The following is a 24,813-nucleotide window of genomic DNA, read 5'->3' as shown; positions in this document are numbered from 1 at the left end:
ACCCGGACGAAGGCGGCCAGCAGAATCGCCGAGCCGAGGAACAGGCCGCCGAGCGTCGGGCCGAGCACCGTGGTCACGCCGAACACCGCGCCCATGGCGCCCTGGTACTTGCCGCGTTCGCGCAGCGGGATCACATCGGCGATCAGCGCCATCGCGGTCACCATCAGCCCGCCGCCGCCGACGCCCTGGATCGCCCGGCCGACGATCAGCAGGAACATGTCCTGCGACAGCCCCGCCACCGAACCGGCGACGAAGAGCACCGCGCCGAGCTGGAACATCAGCTTGCGGCCGAAGATGTCGCCGAACTTGCCCGCCAGCACCGTCGCCACCACCTCGGTGAGCATGTAGGCCGTCACCACCCAGGCCATGTGACCGGCGCCGCCGAGTTCGGCGACGATGGTCGGCAGCGCGGTCGACACGATCGTCTGGTCGAGCGCGGCCATCAGCATGCCGAGCACGATCGTCACGAAGACGATGTCGGTGCGACGACGACTCAGCGCAGGCGGAGCGTCCGGCGCCTCGAGTGTGCTGGTCATTTGCCGAGTATCGACGACCGGACACGCCTGGCCGGCCCTACGTCACCGCCCTACCCCGAGTGCGCACGTCCGCCGGATCGCGGCGCGCTGCGGCGAAGAGTGGCCAGGAACTCCAGGGTGCGTCGCTGGTCGACGGCCTCACCGCGGATGCTGATCAGGAGATCGGTGACGCCCGCGTCCGCGAAGCTGCCGATGCCCTCGGCGACCTCTGCTTCGCTGCCGAGCAGCGCGGTCTCGTGGACACCGGTCAGCCCCTGGCGGTCGAGCAGTTCCCGATAGCTGGGCAGCTGTGAGACCGCCGCCAGCTGTCGCCCGAGTTCACGGCGCAGCCGGTCCCGGTCGTCGGTGACGGCGGCGGACACGATCGCCGCGATCCTCGGCGCGGGCCGTCCGGCCGCCGTGGCCGCGGCGGCGAGGTGGGGCCCGACATGCTCGGCGATGATCTGTGGAGTGGCCCAGGTGGTCACCACGCCGTCGGCCAGCTCACCGGCGATGCGCAACATCACCGGTCCCAGCGCCGCGAGCAGCACCGGCGGCGCATCGGCGGCCGGGACCTCCAGTGTCGCGGCCGCGCGCACGGTTTCGCCTCGGTAGTCGACCGCTTCCCCACGCAGCAGGGGCATCAGCGCGGACAGGTACTCGCGGATGTGGCGGGCGGGCCGTTCGTAGGACAGGCCGAAGCTGCCCTCGACGACCTGCGGATGGCTCGGCCCGATGCCGAGGGTGAACCGCCCCGAGCCCGCCGCCGCCGCCACGGTGAGCGCTTGACTCGCCAGCGTGATCGGGTGCCGTGGAAAGGTCTGCACGACAGCCGTTCCCAGCTCGATGCCCGGAACCTCGCGGGCGGCGAGCGCGGCAACCGTCGGCGCGTCCCAGCCGAGCACCTGATTGAGAAAGACACTGTCCAGTCCGGCGGCCGCGGCGAACCCGACCTGCTCCAGCACACCCTCGATGGGCGGTGTTCCGCCGATGTACAGGCCGATGCGCACGGTATCTCCCCCGGATGCTCGAGCTTCCTTCCCGGCAGGCTACCACCGGGTCGCTCCGGACCGGGCCGCGTGCGCATCCGTTCGCCGCCACCCGCGGGAAGGGCGCCGACAGTCGCCGGGCTCCGTGTGAGACCTCGTGCAGCGCATCGGTTTCGGCGGAGCCATCCGACCCTGCGGAGGGAGGTCACTCAGCGAACGAACTCCTCCACGGACTCGAGCCCGGCGAGGTGGTCGCGGGCGTAGGCGATGGCGTCGGGGGTGTGCTCGAAGATCTGTTCGTCGCCGCCGGCGGGGAGAGCGCCGATGGCGGCCAGGCGACGGCGGTGGTCCTCACGCAGGCCGGACATGAGCACCGTGATGTGGCGGTGTTCGAGCTTGCCGATGGCGTCGGCAAGAACGAGAGCCCCCGTGGTGTCGAGCGCGGTGATCTGCGACATGCGCAGGATGACGACCTTGACGTCGGCCACCTCGGTCAGTTCGAGCAGGAAACGGTGGGCGGCGGCGAAGAACAGCGGTCCGTCGATGCGGTAGGCCACGATGTGGTCGTGCAGCAGGCGGTGCTCCTCGGCGAGGTGCTCGGTGTCGGCGACGGGCAGGTCGAGCGGAACCTGCTGCAGCCGCGCCTCTTTGGCGACCGATCGCAGCGCGAGCGCGATGGCGATCGCGACGCCGACCGCGACGGCGGTGACCAGGTCGGTGGCGACGGTGACGCCGAAGGTGATCACCATGATCACCGCGTCACCTCGGGAGGCACGGGCGATCGCGGCCAGCGACGCGGTTTCGACCATCCGCACGGTGGTGGCCAGCAGCACACCCGCCAGCGCGGCGAGCGGGATGTGGGCGACCAGCGGCGCAGCCAGGTAGATGATGGCGGCGAGCACCACGGCGTGGAAGAGCGCGGCCAGCCGGGTGCGGGCGCCCGCGCGAACGTTGACGGCGGTACGCGCGATCGCGCCGGTGGCCGGGACACCACCGAACATCGGGGCGGCGATATTGGCCAGGCCCTGTCCGAGCAGTTCCCGGTCGGGATCGTGGCGGGTGCCGACTGCCATCGAGTCCGCCGCGGTCGCCGACAGCAGCGACTCGAGCGCGGCCAGCGCCGCGACGGCCAGGGCGGGGCCGATCAGCGTGCCCAACTGGTCGAAGGAGACGAATCCGAGGCTGGGAGCGGGCAATCCGGCGGGGATCGTGCCGATCGCGAGGAGGTCCAGGTCGAAGACCTGCGCCGCCAGGGTGGCGGCGGCCACCGCGAGCAGTGCCATGGGCAGCCGCGGCAGATAGCGGCCGCCGATGAGCACCGCCGCCGCGACCGCCAGAGCGGTCACCAGCGAGGTGAGATGCGGGTGGGTGAGGAACGCGCGCACGGCGTCGAACGCGACCTGCCACACCTTCTCGCCCTCGGCGTGCTCGATGCCCAGCGCCGCGGGGAACTGCTGCAGCGCGATGACCACGGCGATGCCCGCGGTGAAGCCCTCGATCACCGGAGCGGGCATGTAGCGCACCGCCCGGCCGACGCGGGCGAGAGCCAGCACCACCAGGACGAAGCCGGCCATCAACCCGACGGTGAGCACCCCGCTCGCGCCGTGCTGATGGAAGATCGGCACCAACACCACCGTCATCGCGCCGGTCGGGCCGCTCACCTGGAAGCGCGAGCCGCCGAAGACCGCGGCGATCGCACCGGCGATGACCGCGGTGGCCAGGCCCGCGGCCGCGCCCAAACCGGAGCTGATGCCGAAACCGAGCGCCAGCGGCAGAGCGACCAGCGCGACCATGAGCCCGGCCATCAGGTCCGCGCCGGGCGCGCGGACCGCGGGACGCCACTCCGACCAGGAGGGCAACAGTGCGCGCATACTCATCTCCTGGCCGCCAGCCGCAATTTCAGCGCGGCGAGCTGCTCGCGCAGTTCCTCGGGCAACCGGTTGCCGCCGATGGTGGCGTACCACTCGTCGATGGATCGGGTCTCGTTCACCCATTCCTCGACGTCGACGGCCAGCGCCTGGGCGGCCAGTTCCCGATCCGTCTCGTCCAGGCCGGACAGATCCAGCGACTCGACGGTGGGCACATTGCCGATCGGCGTCCACTCGGCCTCGGCCGTGCCGTCCAGACGGTTCAGCGCCCACTCGAGCACGCGCATATTGTCACCGAAGCCGGGCCACAGGAACTTCCCCTCCGGGCTGCGGCGGAACCAGTTGACCTGGAAAATCTTCGGCAGCTGCGCGCCCTCGCGCTGCGCCATCGACACCCAGTGCGCGAAGTAGTCGCCGACGTGGTAGCCCAGGAACGGCAGCATCGCCATCGGGTCGCGACGCACCACGCCGACCGCGCCCGCGGCCGCGGCGGTCGTCTCCGAAGAAAGCACCGAGGCGGTGAAAACGCCGTGGTTCCAGTCGAAGGATTCCGCGATCAGCGGGATGGTGGTGGCGCGGCGGCCGCCGAAGAAGATCGCCGAGATCGGCACGCCGGCCGGATCGTTCCATTCCGGGGCCACCGACGGGCACTGCTCGATCGGGGTGCAGTAGCGCGAGTTCGGGTGCGCGGCGGGCGTGCCGGACTCCGGGGTCCACCGCTGGCCACGCCAGTCGATCAGGTGCGCGGGCTTGTCGTCGGTCAGGCCCTCCCACCAGATGTCACCGTCGTCGGTGCGGGCGGTGTTGGTGAAGATCGAGTTGCCGCGCTCGATGGTGGCGACGGCGTTCGGGTTCGTCTTCGCTCCGGTTCCCGGTGCGACGCCGAAGAACCCGGCCTCCGGGTTCACCGCGTAGAGCCTGCCGTCGGCGCCGAAGCGCATCCAGGCGATGTCGTCGCCGACCGTCTCGGCTTTCCAGCCGGGCAGCGCGGGCTCGAGCATGGCCAGGTTGGTCTTGCCGCAGGACGAGGGGAACGCCGCAGCGATGTAGTGCGTCTTCCCCTGCGGCGAGGTCAGTTTCAGGATCAGCATGTGCTCGGCCAGCCAGCCTTCGTCGCGGCCGATGACCGAGGCGATGCGCAGCGCGAAACACTTCTTGCCCAGCAGCGCGTTGCCGCCGTAACCGGAGCCGTAGCTCCAGATCTCCCGGCGTTCGGGGAAGTGCGAGATGTACTTGGTGGTGTCGCACGGCCACGGCACGTCGGCCTGGCCTTGCGCGAGCGGGGCGCCGACCGAGTGCAGGCACTTCACGAATTCCCGGTCGTCGCCGAGCAGTTCCCACACCGGCGTGCCGGAGCGAGTCATGATCTGCATCGAGACGGCGACGTATTCCGAGTCGGTGATCTGGACACCGATCTTCGGGTCGTCGGCATCGGTCGGCCCCATGCAGAAGGCGATCACGTACATCGTGCGCCCGGCCATCGCCCCGCGATAGTGCTCGGTCATCACCGTGCGCATGTCCACCGGATCGACCCAGTTGTTGGTCGGGCCCGCGTCTGAGCGGTCCTGCGAGCAGATGAACGTGCGGTCCTCGACCCTGGCGACGTCCTCGGGATCGGAGACACACCAGAACGAGTTCGGCTTCGCTTCCAGGGGGACGAAGGTGCCCTTGCCGACCAGCAGATCGGTCAGCCGGTCCCACTCCGCGCGCGAGCCGTCGCAGTACACGATCTCGTCGGGTGCGGTGAGGTCCGCGATCTCGGCGACCCAGGCCAGGACAGCTTCGTGCGTGGTCGGCGCGGTCGCCGTGGCGATGGAATCGGTCATTGCGGATCTCTCCTTCACAAAGGTGCAATGTAGTTAGTTTAGAAAAGCTGCAATCAAGGAGTGTGCGTGGCCGGTGCGGATGCGGATGGAGACCGGCTAGGCGGGCTGCTCGAGCGCTTCGGCCTGGCCCGCGACCACCCCGGTGAGGATGGCGCGAGCGGTGGCCAGGAGTTGGGCGACCTCGGGGGTGGCGAGTTCGTAGGTGACCGAGAGTCCTTCACGGCGGGCGGTCACGAGTCCGGCGCGGCGCAGGATCGACAGCTGCTGTGACAGGTTCGCCGCCTCCACGCCGATCTCGGCGAGCATCTCCGATACCGCGTGCTCGCGCTGGCTGAGCAGCTCCAGGACGCGGATGCGGACGGGATGGCCGAGGGTTTTGAAGAAGTCGGCCTTCATCTGGTAGAGCGGCCTGCTCAGTCCCGGCATGGTGGCCACTCCCTTCGACATGTCGACCTCCCGCGCGAGTCGCGGGTGTCGATTGCAGAGTTTAGCAAACAGTGAAGCCAGGGGGCCGAACCGGTCGACCGCCCCGGCAGTGCCACTCGGGCACCGCTCCGGCTCGAATTCGATGGTGCGGCATGGGCGATCGAAGATTTCAATACTGTGAAGACCGGTGCACCGACGCGACCGGCGGAGTATTCTGGCAATCAGCCAGCTACCCCCCGAGCTGGCATGCGATTCGTCCCCCTGCGAATCGCGACCCGAATCAGGTGCCGCCGGACCTCCCCCATCCGGCGGCACCTTCCGGTTTGCGCAGGCATCGACGATCGCCTCTTTCCGAGATCTCGATCACTCTTCGGCGATCTTCCCGCGAACCGGCTCACCCCACGGCGACGAGCTGGTCGAACCAGAGCAGGGTCTCGCCGATCGCCGCGGTGCCGGTCGCGCCGTGATCCATCGGAGTCAGGTCGATGTGCTCGACGCGTTCCCCGCGCAAGGTCTCGAGGCACTTCTCGGTATTGGTGGCCGGGACGGTGCGGTCGGCAGCGGAAGCGTAGAGACGGACCGGGGCGGTGGTCGTCCAGTCGCAGGTGCCGTCACTGTCGTCCATCGCCTGCAGAGCGGGGCCGGTCGGCACCATCGCCCATTCCTGGAAACGGGGGGTCAGCAGTTCCCTCGGGGCTCCCGGCAGACGGCCCGCGATGTCCAGGACGCCGTGGTAGCCGTCGAAGAGGTCTTCGACGTGTTCGTCGTAGGGCGGCAGGAACGCTTCGGACGGGTTGTCGTAGACGTGGTAGATGCGGTTCATCGCGGTGACCCAGTAGGCCAGGTAGACCACGGCGGCACGTGGGTCGACCCGGCCGTCGAAGGCGGCCGGGGTCTGGGCTTCGCGGATGTCATAGGGGCCGCTGACGGCGGAGAGCGCACCGACCGCGAAGCCGGTGTCCGGGTGGTCGTGCAATTCGCGGGCGAGCGCGGTGGCGGCCTGACCGCCCTGGGAGAAGCCGAGGATGTAGACGTCGGGGTCGACGGTGTGACCGCGTTGCTCGGCGAGAGTGCGGGCGGCGCGCAGCAGGTCCAAGGATGCGCTCGCCTCACTGGGCGCGTGGGCATAGGGGTGGCGACCCGGGCCTTCGCCGAGGCCGAGATAGTCGGGGGCGACGCCGATCGCGCCGCCCGCGGCGAACGCGATGGTGCGGGCCCGGTCGTTCGCGCCGCCGACCGAGGGCGCCTCGTCCTTGCGCAGGATCGTGCCGTGCGCGTAGCTGACGATGCGCAGTCTTTCGGTGTCGGTCTCCGGGAGGACGATCAGACCGGTGGCCGTCGTCGGCTGCCCGGTGGCGCCGATGGTGCGGTACTCGACGCGGGAGGCCTGCACGCCGTTGCGAACGGGCGCCTCGAGCGTGCGATCGGTGAGGAACTGCGAGGTCTCGGCCTCGGTCATGGTGGATATCGGGGCCACCGAGACCACCTCGCCGCGCGTGGAACGCTGCTCGCTGCCGGAGCCGCAGGCCGATGTGAGCACGAGCAGCAGGATCGCCGCCACACTCGTCAGCACCCGTCCGGTCCGGCCGGCCCGGGTGGCGGGACGACGGCCGGGGCGCGCGGCGCGGCTACCGTCGGAGCTCATCAACTCACCATAGTCGCGTCCGTCAATTGGCTGCCGCCCCAGCGCGAATAGTGCAGAATCACGCCGATGCTGTCACTGCAGGAGATCTCCGACCGCATGGAGATCGAAGATCTGATGGTCCGCTACGCCCATGCCATCGACACCCACCGGTGGGATCTGCTCGACGAGTTGTTCACCGCCGACGCCCATATCGACTACACCGCGATGGGCGGGCCCGCCGGCGATCTGGCGGCGACCAAGGAGTTCCTGTCGGTCACGCTGCCGCATTTCCCCGCCTTCCAGCATCTGATATCGAATTCCTCGATCACCGTCGACGGCGACACCGCGACCGGACGCACCATGTGCCAGAACCCGATGATGATCGCCGGGCCGGACGGCACGCAGCAGCTGATGCTGTGCGGGTTGTGGTACCTCGACACCTTCGCCAGGGTCGATGGCACTTGGCGCATCCGCACCCGAACCGAGGAGAAGAGCTACATGTTCCTCGCGGCCCAGGCCGGCGCGCAGTAGCGCTCAACCGCGTTCCCGCACCGCCTTGACGGCTTTGCGCGCGGCGACCAGCACCGGGTCCCAGACCGGGGAGAACGGCGGCGCATAGCCCAGATCCAGCGCGGTCATCTGTTCCACCGTCATGCCCGCGGTGAGGGCCACCGCGGCGATGTCGACACGTTTGGCCGCGCCCTCTCTACCGACGATCTGCACGCCGAGCAATCGCCCGGTGTGGCGTTCGGCGAGCATCTTCACCGTCATCGGGGCGGCGCCGGGGTAATACCCGGCCCGGCTGGTCGACTCGATGGTCGCCGTCACGAACTGCAGGCCGGCGTCACGCGCGTCCTGCTCCAGCAACCCGGTACGCGCGACCTCGAGTTCGCAGATCTTGCTCACGGCGGTGCCGACGACGCCGGGGAAGCTCGCATAGCCGCCCGCGAGGCAGGCGCCGATCACCTGACCGTGCTTGTTGGCGTGCGTGCCGAGCGGGATGTGGCGATCGCGTCCGGACACCAGATCGCGCACTTCGACGCAGTCACCACCCGCCCAGATGTCGGTGTGGCCGCGCACGCGCATGGACAGGTCGGTGAGCAGTCCGCCGTATTCGCCCAAGGGCAGGCCGGCGGCCCTGGCCAGATCGGTGTTGGGACGCACGCCGAGACCGAGCACGACCACATCGGCGGGATACTCGGCGTCGGCGGTGGCGACCGCACGGGCCCGGCCCTCGGCGCCGGTGCGCACCGCGCGGGCCTCGGCGTTGCAGATCACCTCGATGCCGATGCCGCGCATCGCCTCGGCCACCCTGCCGCCCATATCGGGGTCGAGGGTGGTCATGGGCGCGGGACCGCGGTGCAGCACCCGCACCTGGTAGCCGCGCTGGATGAGCGCCTCGGCCATCTCCACCCCGATATAGCCCGCGCCGATGACGACCGCGCGCCTGCCCTCGGTGTGTCGGAGGGTGGCGATGAGGGCCTCGCCGTCGTCGAGAGTCTGCACCCCGTGCACGCCCCGGGCGTCGATGCCGGGCAGATCCGGACGGATCGGGCGCGCGCCGGTGGCGACGACGAGCTTGTCGTAGGTGGTCCAGGATTCCTCGCCGGTGGCGCGGGCCCTGGTGCGCACGCGTTTGCCCGGCACGTCGAGTTCGATCACCTCCGTGTGCAGCCGCAGGTCGATGTCGCGGGCTCGATGTTCCTCGGGGGTGCGCGCGATCAGATCATCGCGGGTGTCGACGAGTCCGCCGATCCAGTACGGGATGCCGCACGCGGAATAGGACGCGTGGCCGCCGGATTCGAAAACCGTGATGCGCAGTGCCCGCGGGTCGAGATGGCGGCGGGCCTGTGAGGCCGCGGCCATTCCGGTCGCGTCCGCCCCGATGACGACCAGGTGTTCGCTCATGTCCGTCACGCTACGGCCCCGCCGCGAGCAGGGTTTGCGACCACCCGGCGGCTGCGTTACTTTCCGGTTCACCGGGATCGGTCCGTTCCCGTGCCCGTGCGTGGCGGGCCGAGGGCCGGTGGGGCGAGGAAAGCGGGGTGGGCGGCGCGGTGCGCGAAGTGCTGGCCGGATCGGGAGTCTGCCTGCTCGTGGCGGCGGTACTCGCCTTCGTGTTCGCGTGCACCTGGCATGTGACGCGGCCCCCGCAGGCACGGGGCCGGACCGGCAGAGTGCTGATCGACACCGGACTCGCGTTGACGGCGGCCGGGTTGATCGTGGCGGTCGCCGGGCTGGTTCCGATCCGGTCGGCGGGCACTCCGGACACCCTTCCGGCGGCGACCACCGCGCCGGCGCCCTCGTCGGCGACGCCTCGAACCGGCGGTGCGGCCGTCCCCGCCCCCACGGCTCCCACTCCCCCGGCACGGTGACCGTGGGGGCGGTTTCGCACCGTTTCGAGCACGATTCGTGATCCGGCGGGGCCGCGGCGCGCCGATTCGATACATCCGATGTCAGGTTGCCTCGTCCGGACCCTCCCGCGCGGGCCCGCCGGAAGTTACGTTGTGGATGTGAGTTTCGAGTATGTGGTCGTGCCGGTCGGCGCGATCCGCACGCCCGGGGAGATCCCGGACTATCTACGGGCGCAGGCCGGTAGACCCCTCGACGACGACCTTCGCCTGGTCGTCGTCGCCGGATTGCAGGCCTGGAACGCGGCGGTGCAGGCTTCACGCCCGCACGCCGGGGTCCGGATCGAGGCCGCCGGGTTCGCGGTGCGGGTGACCTCCGCCGACCGGGGCGACCGGCCCCGGGTACCCGGTGCACTGGACAACGCGGCCGCGCCGGTGCGACAGCTGCTACAGGATCTGATCACCGGTTTCGATTACGAGCTCTACGACGCGCGCCCCTACAGCACCGGTCCGGCGCCCGAGCAACCGAGCGTGGAGCACCGCGAGGTGGAAGTCGACATCGGCGGCGAGCACACCTACTCGTCGATGACCGAGCGGGAGATCTACACCTGGGTGCCGAGCCTGGACACCCTGGCCGCGACGCCGTTCCTCATCGTGGGCAAGCCGCACGACGAGCAGACCTTCATCCAGACCTACCGCAATTCCGCGGTCGACTACACCCTGGAGATCCACGACAGCCAGCGGCGCGATCACTATTTCGCGACGACGGTGTCCGATCCCGCGGTCGTCGCACGGCTGATCTGGGAGTGGGCGGGCGACGACTGGTCGACGCTGCAACGCGTGGATTGGCGGCACACACCGAAATGAGCAGGGCCGTCGTCGTGCACCCGGCACGCACCGCACCTGTCCGATTCGCACGCCCCGGGATCATCGCGCCACCCCGGAGCGCGCCGAGTACGCTCGAGCCGCCGCGCCCATGCGGGAGGCGGTGCGCAGATCCAGGCGCGAAGCGGAAGGCCAGCACATGAACGAGCCGTATTCCCCATGGCACCAACGGAATCCGGCAGGCGAACAACCCTTGGCGGCCCGCTACACCGGTTCCGAGCCGATCTTGTGGAACGGCAGCATGGTCTATCCGATGTACACCGACCGGATCGGTTCCGAACCGATCCTGCTGTACATGACGCTGCTGTCGCAGGCACCGCCCGCGGGGCTGCGCGGGCACGGTCTCGGATTGTCGGTCCAGCAGGGCTATATCGATCTCGACGGCCACAAGCTCACCGGGGTCGACATCTGGAGCGACGCGCTCGCCCGCGGCGTGACCGTCGAACTCGTCCCGACCGGCGTGGACGCGGCATTCTCACTGACCCCGGTCTGGGTCGATCAGGCGGGCGCGCACCGCAACTGGACGGGCAACTACGGAATGCTCGTGGAGGACATCCCCAACGACATCGTCGCGTTGTGGTGCAGCCTCGGTGAGGGCCCGCCGAACTTCGCCAATCTCGTCGTCGGCGTCGGGATCGCACCGGTGCGGCCCGGCACGCGCCATCCGACGCGGCAGGCGGGCACCGATACTGCCGCGCCCTCCGATACCGATGTCCCCGCCGGAACCGCTGTGTCCTCCGGAACCCCCGTGTCCTCGCAGCCCCCCGCGTCACCCGAGCCCGCGACGGCTCCCGCCCACTCCGTCACGCCGGCGGTCACGACGAGCGGCTCGGCCGACGCGGAGTGGCTACCGCCCGAGGCCTATGCCGCGCCCACGCAGGCCGAGCCGGATCCGGTGTCCCCGGAGCCGGCGTACACCGACAGCGCCTACGCCGACGACCGGCTCACCGACAGCCGGGTGCCCAAGGAGCGGCAGGTCCGGCGGTTCGATACCGCGCCCCCGACCGAGCCCACCGCGCCCTTCGTCGACGAGAACGCCACGATGACGATGAAGTACACCCCGCCGCCCTGGGGTGCGGTGTCCGCCCGGCCCTCCGTCGCCGAGGAACGACCCGCACCGGCCGCCGCGACGGCCGGCCGTCGCGAGCCTGCCCCGCCCCGGCTCACCGCCGTGCCGGACCCGTTGCCGGAGACCGCATGGGAGATCCCCGAGCCCGTCCGGACCACCGAGCCGGTGACCGGCCCGCAGTCTGCGCTGCTGCCCGAGTTGCCCTCCTTCGAGCAGCTGTGGGAATCGGCGGGATCCGGCGCGACCGAGCCTGCGACCGAACACACCTGGCCGGCCACATCGACCGAGCCCGCGGCCGAACAAGCCCGGCCGACCCCATCCGCCCTGCCCGCGGAAGCACCGAGTTGGGCGAGCACATCGCCCGAGCCGCAGGCCGAACCGGCCTCGGCGGGCACATCGCCCGAGCCCGCCTATGCCCCGGACGCGGCCTGGCCGGGTACACCGGTCGCCGCCGCCGGACCCGCGCCGGAGCAGGCGTGGGTTCCGACCCCGTCCCCGGCCTCCGAGCGCGCGGCCGCACCGGCGCAGTCCGGGGAGTCCGGCGCCGCTTACCGCAATGCCCTCTACGACCTGGGCACCGGCATGTACGACCGCGGCGAGGAGGAGCAGGCGTGCGGGCTCTGGGCGCAGGCCGCCGAGGCGGGCCACACCGGAGCCGCCCACGATCTGGGAGTGCTGCTGTTCCGGCGTGGTGCGCACGCCGCCGCCGAGGCCTGGTGGCGGGTGGCCGCGGAGTACGGCGAGTCACGCTCGATGTCGCTGCTGGCCGAAGTGCTCGAACGCCGCGGCGACGCGGCCGAGGCCGCGCGGTGGCGGGCCGAGGCGGGGCAGGCGCTCCACTCCTGAGGCGTCCCGGAGGGCTGCAGAACCGGAGGATCGGCAGAGCAGCCCGGAAAAATCGGTGGATCGGCGGGGGCGCCGGACGATACGGTACGCCCATGGAGTCATCGTCACCGGGCGCGCTCGCAGTGCGCACCTACTTCATCCGGTTGCGCGCGACTGCCCGGCCTGCGCCGGCGCACCGCACCGCCACGGGAATCTCTCGCTGACCGGTCACCGACCGGGCGCCCCACGGCGCTGACCGCATCGAGCCGACCGCTGACGCGGCGTCTCGTCGTGCCCCGGCATGGGTCCGGGCGAATCACCCTCCTAATTCGGCCACTCCTGACAAGGACACCCATGTCCCGCCATCGTCGTTCTCCGCGTCCTGCCCACACCCGGGCCGACGCGCGCAGACGTTTCTCCCAGAACTTCCTCGCCGACGCGGGCGCCGCACGCGTCGTTGTGCGCGCCTCCGGCGTCGGCCCCGACCACCTCGTGCTCGAGATCGGTCCCGGCGACGGCATGCTCACCGGGCAACTGCTCGGTGTGGCGGGTCGTGTGCTCGCCTACGAGATCGATCCCCGCTATGCCGCCGCACTACGGGCCCGATACGCCGGTGATCGCCGAATCCGCTGTTACCGAGCCGACTTCCGCGACGTCCACGCACCGCAGGAGCCGTTCGCTGTGGTCGCCAACATCCCGTTCGCGGCGAGCACCGACATCCTGCGCTGGTGTCTGGCCGCCCGGCACATGACTTCGGCGACACTGCTCACCCAGCGCGAGTTCGCCCGCAAGTACTCCGGCGACTACCGGCGGTGGACGAAATCGACTGTCACGCACTGGCCCACGGTGCGGATGAGCCTGGGACCGCGCATCGCCCGCGACCGGTTCCGGCCGATTCCCCGCGTGGATGCCGCGGTACTGCACCTGCACCGGCGTGAACGGGCGCTGCTGGCCGGCCGCGAACTCGCCGGCTACCGGCAACTGGTGGAACTCGGCTTCCTCGGCATCGGTGGCTCACTGGCGGCGTCGCTGGCGACGCGGTTCCCGGCCCGGCGGGTGCGCGCGGCATGCGCGGAAGCGGACATCGCGACGCACACGCCCGTCGGTTCGGTGCCGCCGGACAGCTGGATCGCGCTGTACCGCGCACTCGGGTGAATCCCGGCACCGCGAACCGGCGTTCGGGCAGCCCCTGTCGAGCTGCCCGAACGCCGGTTCCACCTCGCGATTCACACCGGCGTGAAGTCGCGGCTGCCGATATAGGTCGGACGCGGAGCCGCGGCCGCGTACGGCTGCACCAGCGTGTTCTCCACGCTGTTGAACACCAGGAAGATGTTCGAACGCGGGAACGGCGTGATGTTCGACGCCGAGCCGTGCATGAGGTTGGAGTCGAACAGCAGCGCCGAGCCGGCCTTGCCGGTGAACTGCCGGATGCCGTGGCGGTCGGCCAGTGTGGTGATGTCGTCGGTGGCCGGCACACCGATCTGCTGCTCGCGCAACGACTGCCGATAGTGCCCCTCGGGCGTTGCGCCGACGCACGGCACGAAGGTGCGGTGCGACCCGGGCATCACCATGAGGCTGCCGTTGAACGGATAGTTCTCGGTCATGGCGATCGACAGGCTCACCGCTCGCGGCGCGGGCATGCCGTCCTCGGCGTGCCAGGTCTCGAAGTCCGAGTGCCAGTAGAACCCGGTGCCGCGGAAACCCGGCATGTAGTTGATCCGCGTCTGGTGCAGATACACCTCGGATCCGAGGACCTGACGCGCAGGCCCGGCGATCCGGCTCTCCCGGACCAGGTCGGCCACCGCGGCGCTGAGCTTGTGCACCTCGAAGACCGAACGCACCTGGTTCGACCCCTTCTCCCGGATCACCCGGTCGTCGCCGGCCGGCGACGGATCGACCATGAGCCGCTCGATCTCGGCGCGGAACTCGGCCACCTCGTGCGGTGTCAACAGCGCGTCCATGATCGCGAAGCCGTCGCGATCGTAGGTCGACAGTTCGTCACTGCGGATCTCACCCCACACGACCGGGTCGCGCCGCTCGATGTGCGGCGCGCGCTCGGGCGTGCGGGTGGGATACCGGTCCATGCGTTCCATCGAATCCGAATCGCGATCGATGGTCTGCTGCAACAATTCTCGTCGCTCCTCTCAGCCGGCCTGTGCCGCGACCAGCGGATAGACTCCGTTCTCGTCGTGGACTTCCTGCCCGGTCACCGGTGGGTTGAACACGCACATCATCCGCATGCGCGTGCGCGCCTCCAACCGGTGCTTCTCGTGACCGTCGAGCAGGTACATGCTGCCGGGGCCGAGGGCGTACACCTGGTCGTTGTCCAGGTCGGTGAGCGTGCCCTCACCCTCGATCAGCCATACCGCCTCGATGTGGTTCCGGTAATGGAACACATGGGTGGTGCCCGCATCGATGGTGGTCTCGTGGAAGGAGAAGCCGACTCCGTCCCCGCCGAGCACGATGCGCTTGCTGCGCCAGCCCTCGTCGGCGACGTCGCGGTCGGTGCCGGTGATCTCGGCGGTGGTGCGAACGATCATCCCTGAACTCCTGTCCTCGTGGCCGAACGGTCCCAGCCGGTGCACACCGAGTCGATGGCGCCGGTGAGGATCTTCAGGCCCTCGTCCAACTCGTCGTCGGTAATGATCAGCGGCGGAAGCAGTTTCACCACTTCGTCACTGGATCCGGAGGTCTCCACCAGCAGCCCGCGCTCGAAGGCGACCTGGCACACCTTGCCCGCCTGCGAGGGGTCCTCGAAGGCGATGCCCTGCACGAGCCCGCGGCCACGGCTGGACAGACCGGGGAATTGCGCTGCGACAGCGGCCAACTCGCCGGCCACCCGCTCGCCCTTGGCCTTGGTCGAAGCCTCCAGCGCGCCGTCGGACCAGAAGTGCTCGAGCGCGACCCGGGCCGTGACGAACGAGGGGTTGTTGCCACGGAAGGTGCCGTTGTGCTCGCCCGGCGACCACTGGTCGAGCTCGGGTTTGAACAGCACGAGTGCCATCGGCAGGCCGTAGCCGCCGATCGACTTCGACAGCGTGACGATGTCGGGGGTGATGCCCGCGACCTCGAAGGAGAAGAACGGGCCGGTGCGCCCGCACCCCATCTGCACGTCGTCGACGATCAGCAGGATCTCGCGCTCCCGGCACAGCCCGGCCAGGTGACGCAGCCACTCGGCGCGGGCCACATTCACGCCGCCCTCGCCCTGCACGGTCTCGACGATCACCGCGGCCGGGCGGTCGAAGCCCGAGGAGGTGTCGTCGAGGACGCGCTCCATCCATTGGAAATCGGCGGTGGTGTTGTCGAAGTATCCGTCGTAGGGCATGTGTGCGGCGTGCACCAGCGGAACACCCGCACCCGCGCGCTTGGCCGCGTTGCCGGTGACCGACAGCGCGCCCAGGGTCATACCGTGGAAGGCGTTGGTGAAGCTGAGGATGGTCTCCCGGCCGGTCACCTTGCGGGCCAGCTTGAGCGCGGCCTCCACGGCGTTCGCACCGGTCGGGCCGGGGAACTGCACCTTGTAGTCCAGCCCGCGCGGGGCGAACAGGGTATCGCGCAGGGTTTCGAGGAGCTCACGTTTGGCCGCGGTGGACATGTCCAGGCCGTGGGTGATGCCGTCGCCGACGATGTAGTCCAGCAGCGGCTGCTTGAGCACAGGGTTGTTGTGGCCGTAGTTCAGCGCGCCCGCGCCGGCGAAGAAGTCGAGGAAATCCTTGCCCTCCTCGTCGCGCAGCCAGGCGCCGCTGGCGGTGGTGAACACTGTCGGCCACGAGCGGCAGTAGCCGCGGACATTGGACTCGAGCGACTCGAAAATGGTTGTATCCGCGCTGATCATCGAATCTCCTTGGTGATAGGCGAAATTTCGTAAAGCTCTTCGGCGGCGTGCTCGTCGGGGAACACGTCCGGCTCGAACAAGGGACGCTTGGTGAATTCCGCGTCGCGATGCCTGGCGACCGCCGCGAACATCGCGATGGAGGCCGGATTATCGGGGGAAATAGTGGTTTCCAGCGCGGTGACGCCGTGCGGGGAGACGCGATCGAGCAAATTCTCGATCAGCGCCGTACCGGTGCCCCGGCCGCGCTGACTCGCCGAAACGGCGACCTGCCAGACGAATACGGTGTCGGGTCGCTCGGGGCGCAGATAACCGATGACGAAACCGACGACCTTGCCGTCGACTTCGGCGACCACGGTGGTGCCGGGAAAATCACGACACCACAGCAGGTATGCGTAGCTCGAATTCGTGTCCAGCACACGGGATTCCTTGGCGATCCGCCAGATCTCCGCTGCGTCACCCAACTGCGGCGCGCGCAACAGTGCGGTCCCGACCCGGTCGGAGACCTCCCACGGTGGCGTCACTGGGCGCGGCCGCGCCGTGTGGGCGGCACCTCGAAGCGAGGTGGCATGCGGGGGCTCGTTCGAAAGCGCGGTGTACGTGGACAAGGTTTGCGGTGACATACAACTCCCAACGGGTCCGTCTACCTATCCAGCTTCACCAACCAATTTTGCGGTGAATTGGTCGATCTCTTTGCGATTGCGTTACGTATATGTTTCGTAGCCCGGGATCGGGCAGACCAAACGTGACGTCAGGCACAACGCTTCCGCGTGAAAATACCGATTATCTGGGCAGGTCCAGTCGATAGCCGAGGCCGCGCACGGTCACCACGATGCTCGGATCCGAGGGGTCGGCTTCGATTTTGGTGCGCAGTCGGCGCATATGGACATCGACGATGCGTTCGTCACCGAAGAAATTCTCTTCCCAGACCTTCTCCAGCAATTGAGCGCGGCTGAGCACACGCCCGGGCACGTCGGCGAGTTCGCACAGCAGGCGGAACTCGGTGAGCGTCAATTTGACCTCGTGGTCGCCGCGGCGAACCAATCCGCCCTCGCGATCGAGCAGCAGAGGCGCTTTCTCGTCGGCGTCGAGGGCGATCTCGCGGGGCGCCTCACGCTCGGCGGCCAGCCGGGCGCGCCGGCGCAGCGCCCGCATGCGGGCGGAGATCTCCTTGATCTCGAAAGGCTTGGTGACGAAATCGTCGGCGCCCGCTTCGAGCGCGGCGACGACATCGTGGGTGTCGTCGCGGGAACTGATGACGATGATCGGCACGTCGTGGTCGCGGCGGATCTCGCGGATGCACTCGAAGCCGTCCATATCGCCGAGTGTCAATTCCACGATCATCACGTCGGGCACGCCGTTGTTGCGTAAGCGGCTCAGCGCGTCTTCGGCTTGGTGGGCCTCCGAGACGTCGTAGCCTTCGTCCTCCAGGGCCACTCGCAGCTCCCGCCGGACCCGGTCGTCGTCGTCCACGATCATCAAGTTCGCGCTCAAGCCCTCATCCCTCGCAACCAGTCGGAAGCAGAAGTCGGAAACGTCCGCTTCCGGCAAACATGCCGATCTATCGGTTACCCGAACCGACCGATCGGTAAACGTTGTTTGCTGGGATGTGGCGCGCGCCGCCGGGGACCGGTTACACCAGACGCGGCCGGGTGTTCCATCGTGACCAGTCGAACTCGATGGCCGTGCGATATCCGCGGACGACGAAGTCGTAGGGCTCCTGGAAGGCCTCGACCGAATCAGTGAGGGTGCGGACGATATGCCAGCCGAATCCGGACTGGGCCACCGCGTCCTTCGACCGCGTCAGTCCCCTGACCCGGACGCACATCCGATCCTGGCCGTAGTCCATTTCGCAGTCCAGCTCCGAGCCCGGCACAGCATCCAGCACCAGCGCGGTGGCCACCTCGTCGAGCGCCAGTCTGATATCGGCCACCTCGTCTATCGCGAAGTCCGCGATATGCCCTATCGTCTCGGCCAGCGCTCGCAACATGGTGAGCTGCTCGGGGCGCGCGGGCACTCGAACCCCTATGGTCGTCGCCGCCGTTGTCGGCTGCTGCCACGCCCGTTCCCCCATGATCATCGCCACCTCGTTCGCATCGCTGCATCCCTACCGTGTCCACGGACAGCCGGGCCGATGTCTCGACATCCGGTTGCCAGTCCACGCTCGGAGGGCGCGTACCCGGCGTCCCCAGCCGTCAAACAGTGGCGCGGCGGCGATCGGAGGGGTCAGAGCGCGAGCGCGTCGTGCATGGAGGGATAGCGATGGAAACGGCAGCGCACGCCCGTGAGCTCCAGCGAACGTTCGATCTCGGGGCGTGTGGTGACCACCCGGACGTCGACTCCGCGGCGGGCGGCCGGTGCCTGGACCTCCCCCAGGGCGGCCGCGGCCCGCAGGCTCAAGAACAAGGTGGCGCGGAGATCGACCACGACCGCGCCACAGTCCGAGCGGACGGCGTTGTCGAGTGCCTGACAGAACCGGTGCTGGGCGAGCGCGTCCAGCTCGCCTTCGATGCGCACGACCGCACATCGGTGGTCGCGGTCGACGAACTCCGCGTAGGACCACCGAACACCGGGCCGATTCGCCTCGGTGTAGCGGGAGTGGATGGAGAGCGTGACATCGACTGCCATGGAAGTAACCTCCCTGGATCTGCTCCAGATCGGTGCAGCTGGGGCCGACTGCGGTCGCGCGAGCTGTCTACAGTCTGGCACGCCGGAGCAACCCTGTCACCGCAGAGGTTGACCCCTCCGCCCGACCGGCGTAGACCGGGGATATCTCATCCTTCACGTGTTCGCCGGCGCGCTGAGAGGAGCTCGTCATGACAGCCCACGTGCCTTGGCCCGAACAGGCCTATCCGGAAACGGGGAACTTCCCCGATCACACCCGTACCAGCCGGTCCCATGCGGGTGAGTCCATCGAAGACCCCATGAATTGGCCGGGCATGTTCCTCGTCGGCCTGGGGATCGTGACCGTCGGGCTCACCATGACCGCGGCGGGCTACGGATTCGAGGGCTGGGCGCTGATCGGCGGGATCGGCATCGCCCTGTTCCTGGTGCTCGGCATCGGGCTGATCACCGCCGAGCACCGCAGGATGCGCAGGATCTCCGCCGAACAGACCGGCTACGACGATCGGGGTCACTGACCGCGGTCGGCGCGCGGCCGGGCGCCCGTGCGCTCGTCTGCCGTATCAGGAGATCGGCGCGATGGCGACGGTGATGTTGTCGTTGCCACCGCTGCGCACGGCGAAATCCGCGAGGTCGCGCGCCGCCGCCATCGGATCGTCGGCCGCGGCCAGCGCCGCCAGCTGATCCGCTTCGGGCCGGTAGTTCCACAGACCGTCGCTGCACAGCAGCAGGCGGCCGGATGTGCGTGCCCGGAACGTCCGCACCGCGTGCTCCGACCACGGCCGCTCGTCGGTGTCGGCGCCGAGCCAGCGCAGCAGGGTGTGCGCCCGGGGATCGTTCATCGCGGCCTGCTCGTCCATCGCGCCCGCGTCGACCAGAGCCTGCGCCCAGGAATCGTCGACGGTCAGCCGCTGTGACGGGATGTGGGTGTCGTCGGCGTCGATCGGCCGGTCGGAAAGCCAATACGCGCGGCTGTCACCGACATTGGCCACGGTGACGTCCACCGCGCCACCGCCCGCGCCGCGCACGATCGCCGAGACGTAGGTGCACGAGGGCGCGTTGTGCTCCTCGTTCGGAATCGCGCGGACCGCGTCGGAGGCCGCGACCAGTCCGGCGAGCGCCGCCTCGGCGGCGGGCAGGCCCTGCTCGAGCGCCCGCAGGCAGGCCTGAACCCCCGCGCGGACCGCGGATCCGGACGCGGCCTGCGGATCCGACGAGGTGGACACCCCGTCACACACGACGAAGACCGTGGTGTGCGGACCGTGCTCACCCTCCACGACGGCCGCGGCGACGGCGTCCTCGTTGCGCGCATGGTGGATGCCCCGGTCGGTGACCAGGCAGACCGCGCCGAGATCGGCTTCGAACCGGTCGGCGGGTGCGTCGGTGAGGGGAAGGGCGATCCGCTTGTCGGTCAGATCGAGCCCGCAGGACGCGCAGACGGCGCCGCCGGTGACGTTCTCCGCGCCGCAGCCCGGACAGCGGGGGCCGCTGCCGCGCACCGTGCGCGCGGTGCGGATCTCGACGGTGGGCGCGGCGGAAGCGCGGGTGATCTCCACCGTCGGCGATTCCGCGGTCGACGACCCCTCCCGCGCTGTCGGGCTCTCGATCGGCATGGTGGTGGCTTCGGCGGGATCTTCGGGCAGATCGCGATTCACAGCGTGGTCCTCGGGCGGGTATCGGCGGCACGGCCGACCGGCAGGTCGGGCCTACAGCGTTCCAGACGACGGCGACGGATGTCCCGCTTCCCCGCCATACCGGAGTTCGTGTCTCCCGGCGTCTCCGGCACCCTTTCCCCCTTCGTCACCAACCGGCGCAGTCGTTCCCGCGATCGTACGACAACGAACGGGGTGCGCCCGCATCCGCTAATCGCGCAGCACACCGGGCTTGTCGACATAGCGCTGCATGGCCTGGTTCAGGCCTTGCATGGCGAGGTTGTAGGCCGGGGGGAAGTACCGCTGCGCCCAGTGCCCGATGCGGATGTCGTGGGAGGTGTAGATGAGATATCTGTTGCGTTCCACGCCGCGCACCACCGACTTCGCGGCCGCTTCCGCACTGACGGCATGGCGCAGGAACAGCTTCATACCGCGCTGCACCGCTGCCGATTCCCGGTCGACGCCCGCGATCTCGAGCCGGTTCACCATCGGCGTGCTCATGGCGCCCGGACAGACCAGGCTGACGCCGATGCGGTGCCTGCGCAGATCGAAGCGCAGCACCTCCGACACGCCGCGCAGCCCGAATTTGCCCGCACTGTAGGGCGCGTGCCAGGGCAGGCCGAAAAGCCCGGCCGCGGAGGCGACATTGACCAGATGACCGCCGCGCCGGGCCGCGATCATGGGCGGCAGGAACGACTCGATGATGTGGATGGGTCCCATGAGGTCGATATCGATGGTGCGCCGCCACTGCTCATGGGTGAGCCGGTCGACCGTGCCCCAGGTGGCGATGCCGGCCACATTCATCACGACGTCCACGCTGGTGAGCCGTTCGTGCACGCGGCCCGCGAACGCGACGACGGCGTCGTGGTCGGCGAGATCGAGCGCCTCGGCCACATGCACGGTGGCTCCCCCCGCGCGCAGATCCGCGGCGGTACGCTCGAGTCCCGTACCGTCGATGTCGGTCAGCACCAGTGACGCGCCCTTGGCCGCGACCGCCTCGGCGGTACTGCGACCGAGCCCGCCCGCGGACCCGGTGATCAGGCAGATCTTGCCGTCGAACTTGGTCATGACTCGACCATAGTGTTTGCGAACATGCTTGTCTATAAACCCTTTCCCCGTCGCCTCCCCGGTCAGCGCAACAGCCGGATCCAGCGACGGGTGTCGGCGGGATCGATCACGTCGTCGAGTTCGAACACGGTCGCGGCGGTGAGCGCCTTGCCGCTGGCGTAGGCCGCGGCGACCAGATTGTCGAAAGCCTTCGCCCGCTCGGCCGGGTCGGCGATCGCCGCCAGTTCCTTGGCGAATCCCAAGCGCACCGCGCCCTCCAGTCCCATGCCGCCGATCTCACCGGTCGGCCAGGAGACGATGAACCGCGGGGATCGGAACGAACCCGCGGCCATCGCCTGGGCGCCCAAGCCGTAGCCCTTGCGCAGCACGACGGTTCCCCACGGCACCCGCATCCGTGCGGCGTCGATGAAGAGCTTGCTGAACTTGGTGACCGTCGCGTGCTTCTCGGCTTCCGGACCGACCATGAATCCCGGTGTGTCGCAGAGCGAGACGATCGGCAGGCCGTGCGCGTCGCACAGCGAGAGGAAGGCGCTGAGCTTGTCGGCGGCGGGGGCGTCGAGGGCGCCGCCGAGATGATGGCAGTCGTTGGCGATCAGCCCGAACGGCCTGCCCTCCACCCGCACGAGCGCGGTGACGACGCCGACGCCCCACTCGCGGCGCAGTTCCAGCACCGAACCGACATCGACGATCGCCTCGACGGCGGCGCGGATGTCGAAGGCGTGCAGCCGGTTCTCCGGCACCACGTGCCGGGCCGACCGCGGGTCGGGGGCCTCCCACTGCTTGGTCGCGCCTTGGAAGTAGGACAGGTAGCGGCGGGCGATGGCGACCGCGTCGGCCTCGTCCTCGGCGACCACGTGGACGACGCCGTTGCGCCGCTGCACCTCGACCGGGCCGATGTCCTCCGGCCGGAACACGCCGAGGCCGCCGCCTTCGATCATGGCCGGGCCGCCCATGCCGATATTGGCGTCCGGGGTCGCGATCACCACGTCACACATGCCGAGCAGGGCGGCGTTACCCGCGAAGCAGCGGCCGGAGACGATGCCGATCAGCGGCACATGTCCCGACAGCGCGCCCATCGCCCGGAACGTGGTCAGATCCAGACCCGAGATACCCGAGTAGTCGGTGTCACCCGGACGTCCGCCGCCGCCTTCGGTGAAGAACACCACCGGCAGCCGCTGTTCGTGGGCGAGTTCGAGCATGCGGTCGGACTTGGCGTGATTGCGCATGCCCTGGGTGCCCGCCAGCACGGTGTAGTCGTAGGACAGCACGACGGCGCGGGCGGCCTCCTCACCGAAGCGATCGGCGTTGACGGTGGCCACGCCGGCGATCAGGCCGTCCGCGGGAGTGTTGGCGATGAGGTCCTCGGGGCTGCGGCGCAAACGCTGCGCGGCGACGGCGAGACCGCCGTACTCGACGAAGCTGTCGGCATCGACGAGGTCGTCGATGTTCTCGCGGGCGGTGCGCCTGCCGAGACGGTGACGTTTCGCGACGGCTTGCGGCCGGGATTCGTCCAGCACACCGCGCCGACGGTCCAGGACCTCACGCAGATCGGGACGGATGCTGTCGAGGTCGACCGCGGCGATGTCGGCTCGCTCACCGTCGTGCTCGGCGGGCGTCCAGACCAGCAGCACCGCCTGCGGGTCCACCACGTCCCCCGGCTCGGCGAGCCTGCGCAGCACCCGCAACGGCCGCTCCGCGCGCAGCACGTGTTGCATCTTCATGGCCTCGAGCACCGCCACCTGCGCGCCCGCCGCGACGACCGTGCCCGGTTCGGCCAGCTCGACCACCGTGGCGCCCATCGGCGTGGTGAACGCCGCCTCCTCGGGTCCGAGGATCGGATCCGAGGCCGCGGCAGTCGCGACCGGCGTGCCGACCGGAACCTCCGGCGCGGCGTATTCCTCGGCGGCACGGGCGAATTCGCCGACGTGGCGTTCGAACCAGCCGGTGTCCACGGGTTCGGACGCGGTCAGCGCCTCCAGCACGGCCCGCAGTACCGGCGCGTTGGTACCCACACCGGCGACGACGGTCTCGGCCAGCGCGTCGGCGCAGCGCCGCAGCGCCGCGGCGCGGGAGTCCGCGCGCACCACGATCTTGGCGAGCAGTGAATCGAAATGCACGGTGTGACGCATGCCCGGATAGACGGCGGTGTCGACCCGCACGCCCGCGCCGGTCGGGGTGTCGAAGCGCGTGAGCACCCCCGAACTCGGCAGCACCTGTCCCCCGGCGTCGAAGATCTCCGCGTTCACCCGCGCCTGCACCGCATACCCGCGCGGGGCGGTGTCGGGCAGGTCGAGTTCGGCCAGGCCGCGGCCGGCGGCCAGGTCGAACTGGATGCCCACCAGATCCAGGCCGGTGGTCTCCTCGGTCACGGTGTGTTCGACCTGCAGGCGCGGATTGACCTCCAGGAACCATGCCTCGTCGCCGCGGACCAGGAATTCCACCGTGACCACACCGCGACACCGCACGGATTCGACGATGCCGACGGCCGCGCGATACAGACGGGCGCGCAGTTCCGCACCGAGGCCGGCGGCTGGGGCGATCTCCACCAGTTTCTGCCTGCGCCGCTGCACGCTGCAGTCGCGATCACCCACGGCGCGCGCGTGCCGTCCGTCGCCGATCACCTGGATCTCGATGTGGCGGGCCTCGGTGACCAACGCTTCGGCGAAGACGCGATCGTCGCCGAAAGCGGCGCGCGCCTCGTCGCGGCATTGCGCGTAGGCGACGGCGAGTTCGCCGGGTTCGCGCACCGCGCGCATGCCGCGGCCGCCGCCACCGGCCGCGGCCTTGACCATCACCCCACCGGGGTTGGCGGCCAGCAGGGCGGCCACCGTGTCGAGATCCGCGCCGAGCGAGGTGCCGGGCAGCACCGGCAGGCCCGCCCGTTCGGCGGCGGCACGGGCGGCCACCTTGTCACCGAAGGCAGCCAGCACGGCGGGGTCCGGTCCGACGAAGACGAGACCGGCCTCGGCACAGGCGCGTGCGAAATCGGCGTTCTCGCTGAGGAATCCGTAGCCCGGATGCACGAGCGCTCCCTCCCCGGCGCGCGCGGCGGCAGCCACCACCGCAGCCGTGTCGAGGTAGGCGGGCACGCCTTCGCCGGGCAGTTCGACGGCCTCGTCGGCAAGCCGGACCTGCGGTGCGTCGCGCTCGGCGCCTGTATGCACGACCAGGGTGCGATATCCCCGCGCCCGGGCGGTCCGCACGATCCGGACCGCGATCTCGCCTCTGTTCACCACGACCACACGCATGCGGTCAGTGTCG

At 69.7% G+C, this 24,813-nt stretch carries 22 protein-coding genes and 1 pseudogene; 6 read left to right on the top strand and 17 right to left on the bottom strand.

The features are described 5' to 3' along the window. Window positions 1-38: 38 nt before the first annotated feature. The 6 genes and pseudogenes from ON26_RS13100 to ON26_RS13075 all read right to left on the bottom strand — a co-directional run. Window positions 39-536, bottom strand: a pseudogene (locus tag ON26_RS13100) (MFS transporter); the annotation flags it as partial. 50 nt (window positions 537-586) lie between these two features. Beyond that, on the bottom strand, window positions 587-1,525 hold the full coding sequence (locus tag ON26_RS13095; protein WP_040796347.1) for a TIGR03564 family F420-dependent LLM class oxidoreductase: 939 nt from the start codon (window positions 1,523-1,525) through the stop codon (window positions 587-589). Window positions 1,526-1,713: 188 nt separating this feature from the next. Further along, complete coding sequence (locus tag ON26_RS13090) at window positions 1,714-3,375, bottom strand: SulP family inorganic anion transporter (RefSeq protein WP_040796346.1); 1,662 nt, start codon at window positions 3,373-3,375, stop codon at window positions 1,714-1,716. A 2-nt stretch (window positions 3,376-3,377) separates the two neighbouring features. Beyond that, window positions 3,378-5,198, bottom strand: a complete 1,821-nt coding sequence (locus ON26_RS13085; protein ID WP_040796345.1) for a phosphoenolpyruvate carboxykinase (GTP) — start codon at window positions 5,196-5,198, stop codon at window positions 3,378-3,380. Between the two features lie 96 nt (window positions 5,199-5,294). Further along, a complete protein-coding gene (locus tag ON26_RS13080; protein ID WP_373280938.1) occupies window positions 5,295-5,645 on the bottom strand; it encodes an ArsR/SmtB family transcription factor in 351 nt (116 codons plus the stop codon). Window positions 5,646-6,018: 373 nt separating this feature from the next. After that, entirely contained in the window at window positions 6,019-7,269 is a 1,251-nt protein-coding gene (locus ON26_RS13075) for an alpha/beta hydrolase family protein (protein ID WP_040796344.1), read from the bottom strand. A 66-nt stretch (window positions 7,270-7,335) separates the two neighbouring features. Between ON26_RS13075 and ON26_RS13070 the strand changes: the two genes are divergently transcribed. Further along, window positions 7,336-7,779, top strand: coding sequence for a nuclear transport factor 2 family protein (locus tag ON26_RS13070; protein ID WP_040796343.1), 444 nt, complete (start codon window positions 7,336-7,338; stop codon window positions 7,777-7,779). A 3-nt stretch (window positions 7,780-7,782) separates the two neighbouring features. Here the strand turns inward: ON26_RS13070 and ON26_RS13065 are convergent, their stop codons facing one another. Beyond that, a complete protein-coding gene (locus tag ON26_RS13065; protein WP_040796342.1) occupies window positions 7,783-9,156 on the bottom strand; it encodes an FAD-dependent oxidoreductase in 1,374 nt (457 codons plus the stop codon). Between the two features lie 137 nt (window positions 9,157-9,293). Between ON26_RS13065 and ON26_RS13060 the strand changes: the two genes are divergently transcribed. From ON26_RS13060 to erm, 4 genes are all read left to right on the top strand, one after another. Further along, window positions 9,294-9,623 carry a hypothetical protein gene (locus ON26_RS13060; protein WP_040796341.1) on the top strand — a complete coding sequence of 110 codons (330 nt, stop codon included), beginning with the start codon at window positions 9,294-9,296 and terminating at the stop codon, window positions 9,621-9,623. A gap of 138 nt (window positions 9,624-9,761) precedes the next feature. After that, window positions 9,762-10,466 carry a hypothetical protein gene (locus ON26_RS13055; RefSeq protein WP_157171880.1) on the top strand — a complete coding sequence of 235 codons (705 nt, stop codon included), beginning with the start codon at window positions 9,762-9,764 and terminating at the stop codon, window positions 10,464-10,466. Window positions 10,467-10,623: 157 nt separating this feature from the next. Then, window positions 10,624-12,399, top strand: coding sequence for a hypothetical protein (locus tag ON26_RS13050; RefSeq protein ID WP_157171879.1), 1,776 nt, complete (start codon window positions 10,624-10,626; stop codon window positions 12,397-12,399). A 333-nt stretch (window positions 12,400-12,732) separates the two neighbouring features. Further along, window positions 12,733-13,533: a 23S ribosomal RNA methyltransferase Erm gene (gene erm / locus ON26_RS13045; RefSeq protein ID WP_040796338.1), complete on the top strand. Its 801-nt coding sequence runs from the start codon at window positions 12,733-12,735 to the stop codon at window positions 13,531-13,533. Between the two features lie 71 nt (window positions 13,534-13,604). On the opposite strand, the gene thpD is transcribed toward erm, so the two are convergent. The 7 genes from thpD to ON26_RS13010 all read right to left on the bottom strand — a co-directional run bounded on the left by thpD (window position 13,605) and on the right by ON26_RS13010 (window position 18,838). Next, a complete protein-coding gene (gene thpD / locus ON26_RS13040) occupies window positions 13,605-14,471 on the bottom strand; it encodes an ectoine hydroxylase (RefSeq protein WP_040796504.1) in 867 nt (288 codons plus the stop codon). A gap of 51 nt (window positions 14,472-14,522) precedes the next feature. Next, on the bottom strand, window positions 14,523-14,918 hold the full coding sequence (locus ON26_RS13035) for an ectoine synthase (RefSeq protein WP_040796337.1): 396 nt from the start codon (window positions 14,916-14,918) through the stop codon (window positions 14,523-14,525). Further along, window positions 14,915-16,213 (bottom strand): diaminobutyrate--2-oxoglutarate transaminase, encoded by a 1,299-nt coding sequence (gene ectB / locus ON26_RS13030; RefSeq protein ID WP_040796336.1) that lies wholly within the window; start codon window positions 16,211-16,213, stop codon window positions 14,915-14,917. The genes ON26_RS13035 and ectB overlap by 4 nt, the downstream gene beginning before the upstream one ends. Then, a complete protein-coding gene (ectA, locus tag ON26_RS13025) occupies window positions 16,210-16,833 on the bottom strand; it encodes a diaminobutyrate acetyltransferase (RefSeq protein ID WP_083884046.1) in 624 nt (207 codons plus the stop codon). Before ectA ends, ectB begins: the two co-directional genes overlap by 4 nt. Before the next feature lie 160 nt (window positions 16,834-16,993). Further along, a complete protein-coding gene (locus ON26_RS13020) occupies window positions 16,994-17,704 on the bottom strand; it encodes a response regulator transcription factor (protein WP_040796335.1) in 711 nt (236 codons plus the stop codon). A 139-nt stretch (window positions 17,705-17,843) separates the two neighbouring features. Beyond that, complete coding sequence (locus ON26_RS13015; protein ID WP_040796334.1) at window positions 17,844-18,290, bottom strand: ATP-binding protein; 447 nt, start codon at window positions 18,288-18,290, stop codon at window positions 17,844-17,846. A 146-nt stretch (window positions 18,291-18,436) separates the two neighbouring features. Next, window positions 18,437-18,838, bottom strand: coding sequence for an STAS domain-containing protein (locus ON26_RS13010; protein ID WP_040796333.1), 402 nt, complete (start codon window positions 18,836-18,838; stop codon window positions 18,437-18,439). A gap of 188 nt (window positions 18,839-19,026) precedes the next feature. On the opposite strand from ON26_RS13010, the gene ON26_RS13005 reads away from it, so the two are divergent. After that, entirely contained in the window at window positions 19,027-19,350 is a 324-nt protein-coding gene (locus tag ON26_RS13005; RefSeq protein ID WP_051027013.1) for a hypothetical protein, read from the top strand. Window positions 19,351-19,395: 45 nt separating this feature from the next. On the opposite strand, the gene ON26_RS13000 is transcribed toward ON26_RS13005, so the two are convergent. The 3 genes from ON26_RS13000 to ON26_RS12990 all read right to left on the bottom strand — a co-directional run bounded on the left by ON26_RS13000 (window position 19,396) and on the right by ON26_RS12990 (window position 24,800). Continuing rightward, the gene (locus ON26_RS13000; protein ID WP_040796332.1) at window positions 19,396-20,487 is read right to left on the bottom strand and encodes a serine/threonine-protein phosphatase; all 1,092 of its coding nucleotides are present in this window, start codon (window positions 20,485-20,487) and stop codon (window positions 19,396-19,398) included. Between the two features lie 207 nt (window positions 20,488-20,694). Continuing rightward, window positions 20,695-21,552 (bottom strand): SDR family oxidoreductase, encoded by an 858-nt coding sequence (locus ON26_RS12995; protein WP_040796331.1) that lies wholly within the window; start codon window positions 21,550-21,552, stop codon window positions 20,695-20,697. A gap of 62 nt (window positions 21,553-21,614) precedes the next feature. Continuing rightward, window positions 21,615-24,800 carry a carboxyl transferase domain-containing protein gene (locus ON26_RS12990; RefSeq protein WP_040796330.1) on the bottom strand — a complete coding sequence of 1,062 codons (3,186 nt, stop codon included), beginning with the start codon at window positions 24,798-24,800 and terminating at the stop codon, window positions 21,615-21,617. Between the last annotated feature and the right edge of the window lie 13 nt (window positions 24,801-24,813).

Source organism: Nocardia higoensis NBRC 100133, from assembly GCF_000308595.1.
Classification (GTDB): domain Bacteria; phylum Actinomycetota; class Actinomycetes; order Mycobacteriales; family Mycobacteriaceae; genus Nocardia; species Nocardia higoensis.
This window is presented reverse-complemented; position numbering and strand designations above follow the sequence as displayed.

What these genes read in the sequence shown, in the direction of transcription:
- ON26_RS13090 (WP_040796346.1), bottom strand. Translation starts at nt 3,375, where the DNA reads ATGCGCGCACTGTTGCCCTCCTGGTCGGAGTGGCGTCCCGCGGTCCGC.
- ON26_RS13085 (WP_040796345.1), bottom strand. Translation starts at nt 5,198, where the DNA reads ATGACCGATTCCATCGCCACGGCGACCGCGCCGACCACGCACGAAGCT.
- ON26_RS13080 (WP_373280938.1), bottom strand. Translation starts at nt 5,645, where the DNA reads ATGTCGAAGGGAGTGGCCACCATGCCGGGACTGAGCAGGCCGCTCTAC.
- ON26_RS13075 (WP_040796344.1), bottom strand. Translation starts at nt 7,269, where the DNA reads ATGAGCTCCGACGGTAGCCGCGCCGCGCGCCCCGGCCGTCGTCCCGCC.
- ON26_RS13070 (WP_040796343.1), top strand. Translation starts at nt 7,336, where the DNA reads ATGCTGTCACTGCAGGAGATCTCCGACCGCATGGAGATCGAAGATCTG.
- ON26_RS13065 (WP_040796342.1), bottom strand. Translation starts at nt 9,156, where the DNA reads ATGAGCGAACACCTGGTCGTCATCGGGGCGGACGCGACCGGAATGGCC.
- ON26_RS13050 (WP_157171879.1), top strand. Translation starts at nt 10,624, where the DNA reads ATGAACGAGCCGTATTCCCCATGGCACCAACGGAATCCGGCAGGCGAA.
- erm (WP_040796338.1), top strand. Translation starts at nt 12,733, where the DNA reads ATGTCCCGCCATCGTCGTTCTCCGCGTCCTGCCCACACCCGGGCCGAC.
- thpD (WP_040796504.1), bottom strand. Translation starts at nt 14,471, where the DNA reads ATGGAACGCATGGACCGGTATCCCACCCGCACGCCCGAGCGCGCGCCG.
- ON26_RS13035 (WP_040796337.1), bottom strand. Translation starts at nt 14,918, where the DNA reads ATGATCGTTCGCACCACCGCCGAGATCACCGGCACCGACCGCGACGTC.
- ectB (WP_040796336.1), bottom strand. Translation starts at nt 16,213, where the DNA reads ATGATCAGCGCGGATACAACCATTTTCGAGTCGCTCGAGTCCAATGTC.
- ectA (WP_083884046.1), bottom strand. Translation starts at nt 16,833, where the DNA reads ATGTCACCGCAAACCTTGTCCACGTACACCGCGCTTTCGAACGAGCCC.
- ON26_RS13015 (WP_040796334.1), bottom strand. Translation starts at nt 18,290, where the DNA reads ATGATCATGGGGGAACGGGCGTGGCAGCAGCCGACAACGGCGGCGACG.
- ON26_RS13010 (WP_040796333.1), bottom strand. Translation starts at nt 18,838, where the DNA reads ATGGCAGTCGATGTCACGCTCTCCATCCACTCCCGCTACACCGAGGCG.
- ON26_RS13005 (WP_051027013.1), top strand. Translation starts at nt 19,027, where the DNA reads ATGACAGCCCACGTGCCTTGGCCCGAACAGGCCTATCCGGAAACGGGG.
- ON26_RS12995 (WP_040796331.1), bottom strand. Translation starts at nt 21,552, where the DNA reads ATGACCAAGTTCGACGGCAAGATCTGCCTGATCACCGGGTCCGCGGGC.
- ON26_RS12990 (WP_040796330.1), bottom strand. Translation starts at nt 24,800, where the DNA reads ATGCGTGTGGTCGTGGTGAACAGAGGCGAGATCGCGGTCCGGATCGTG.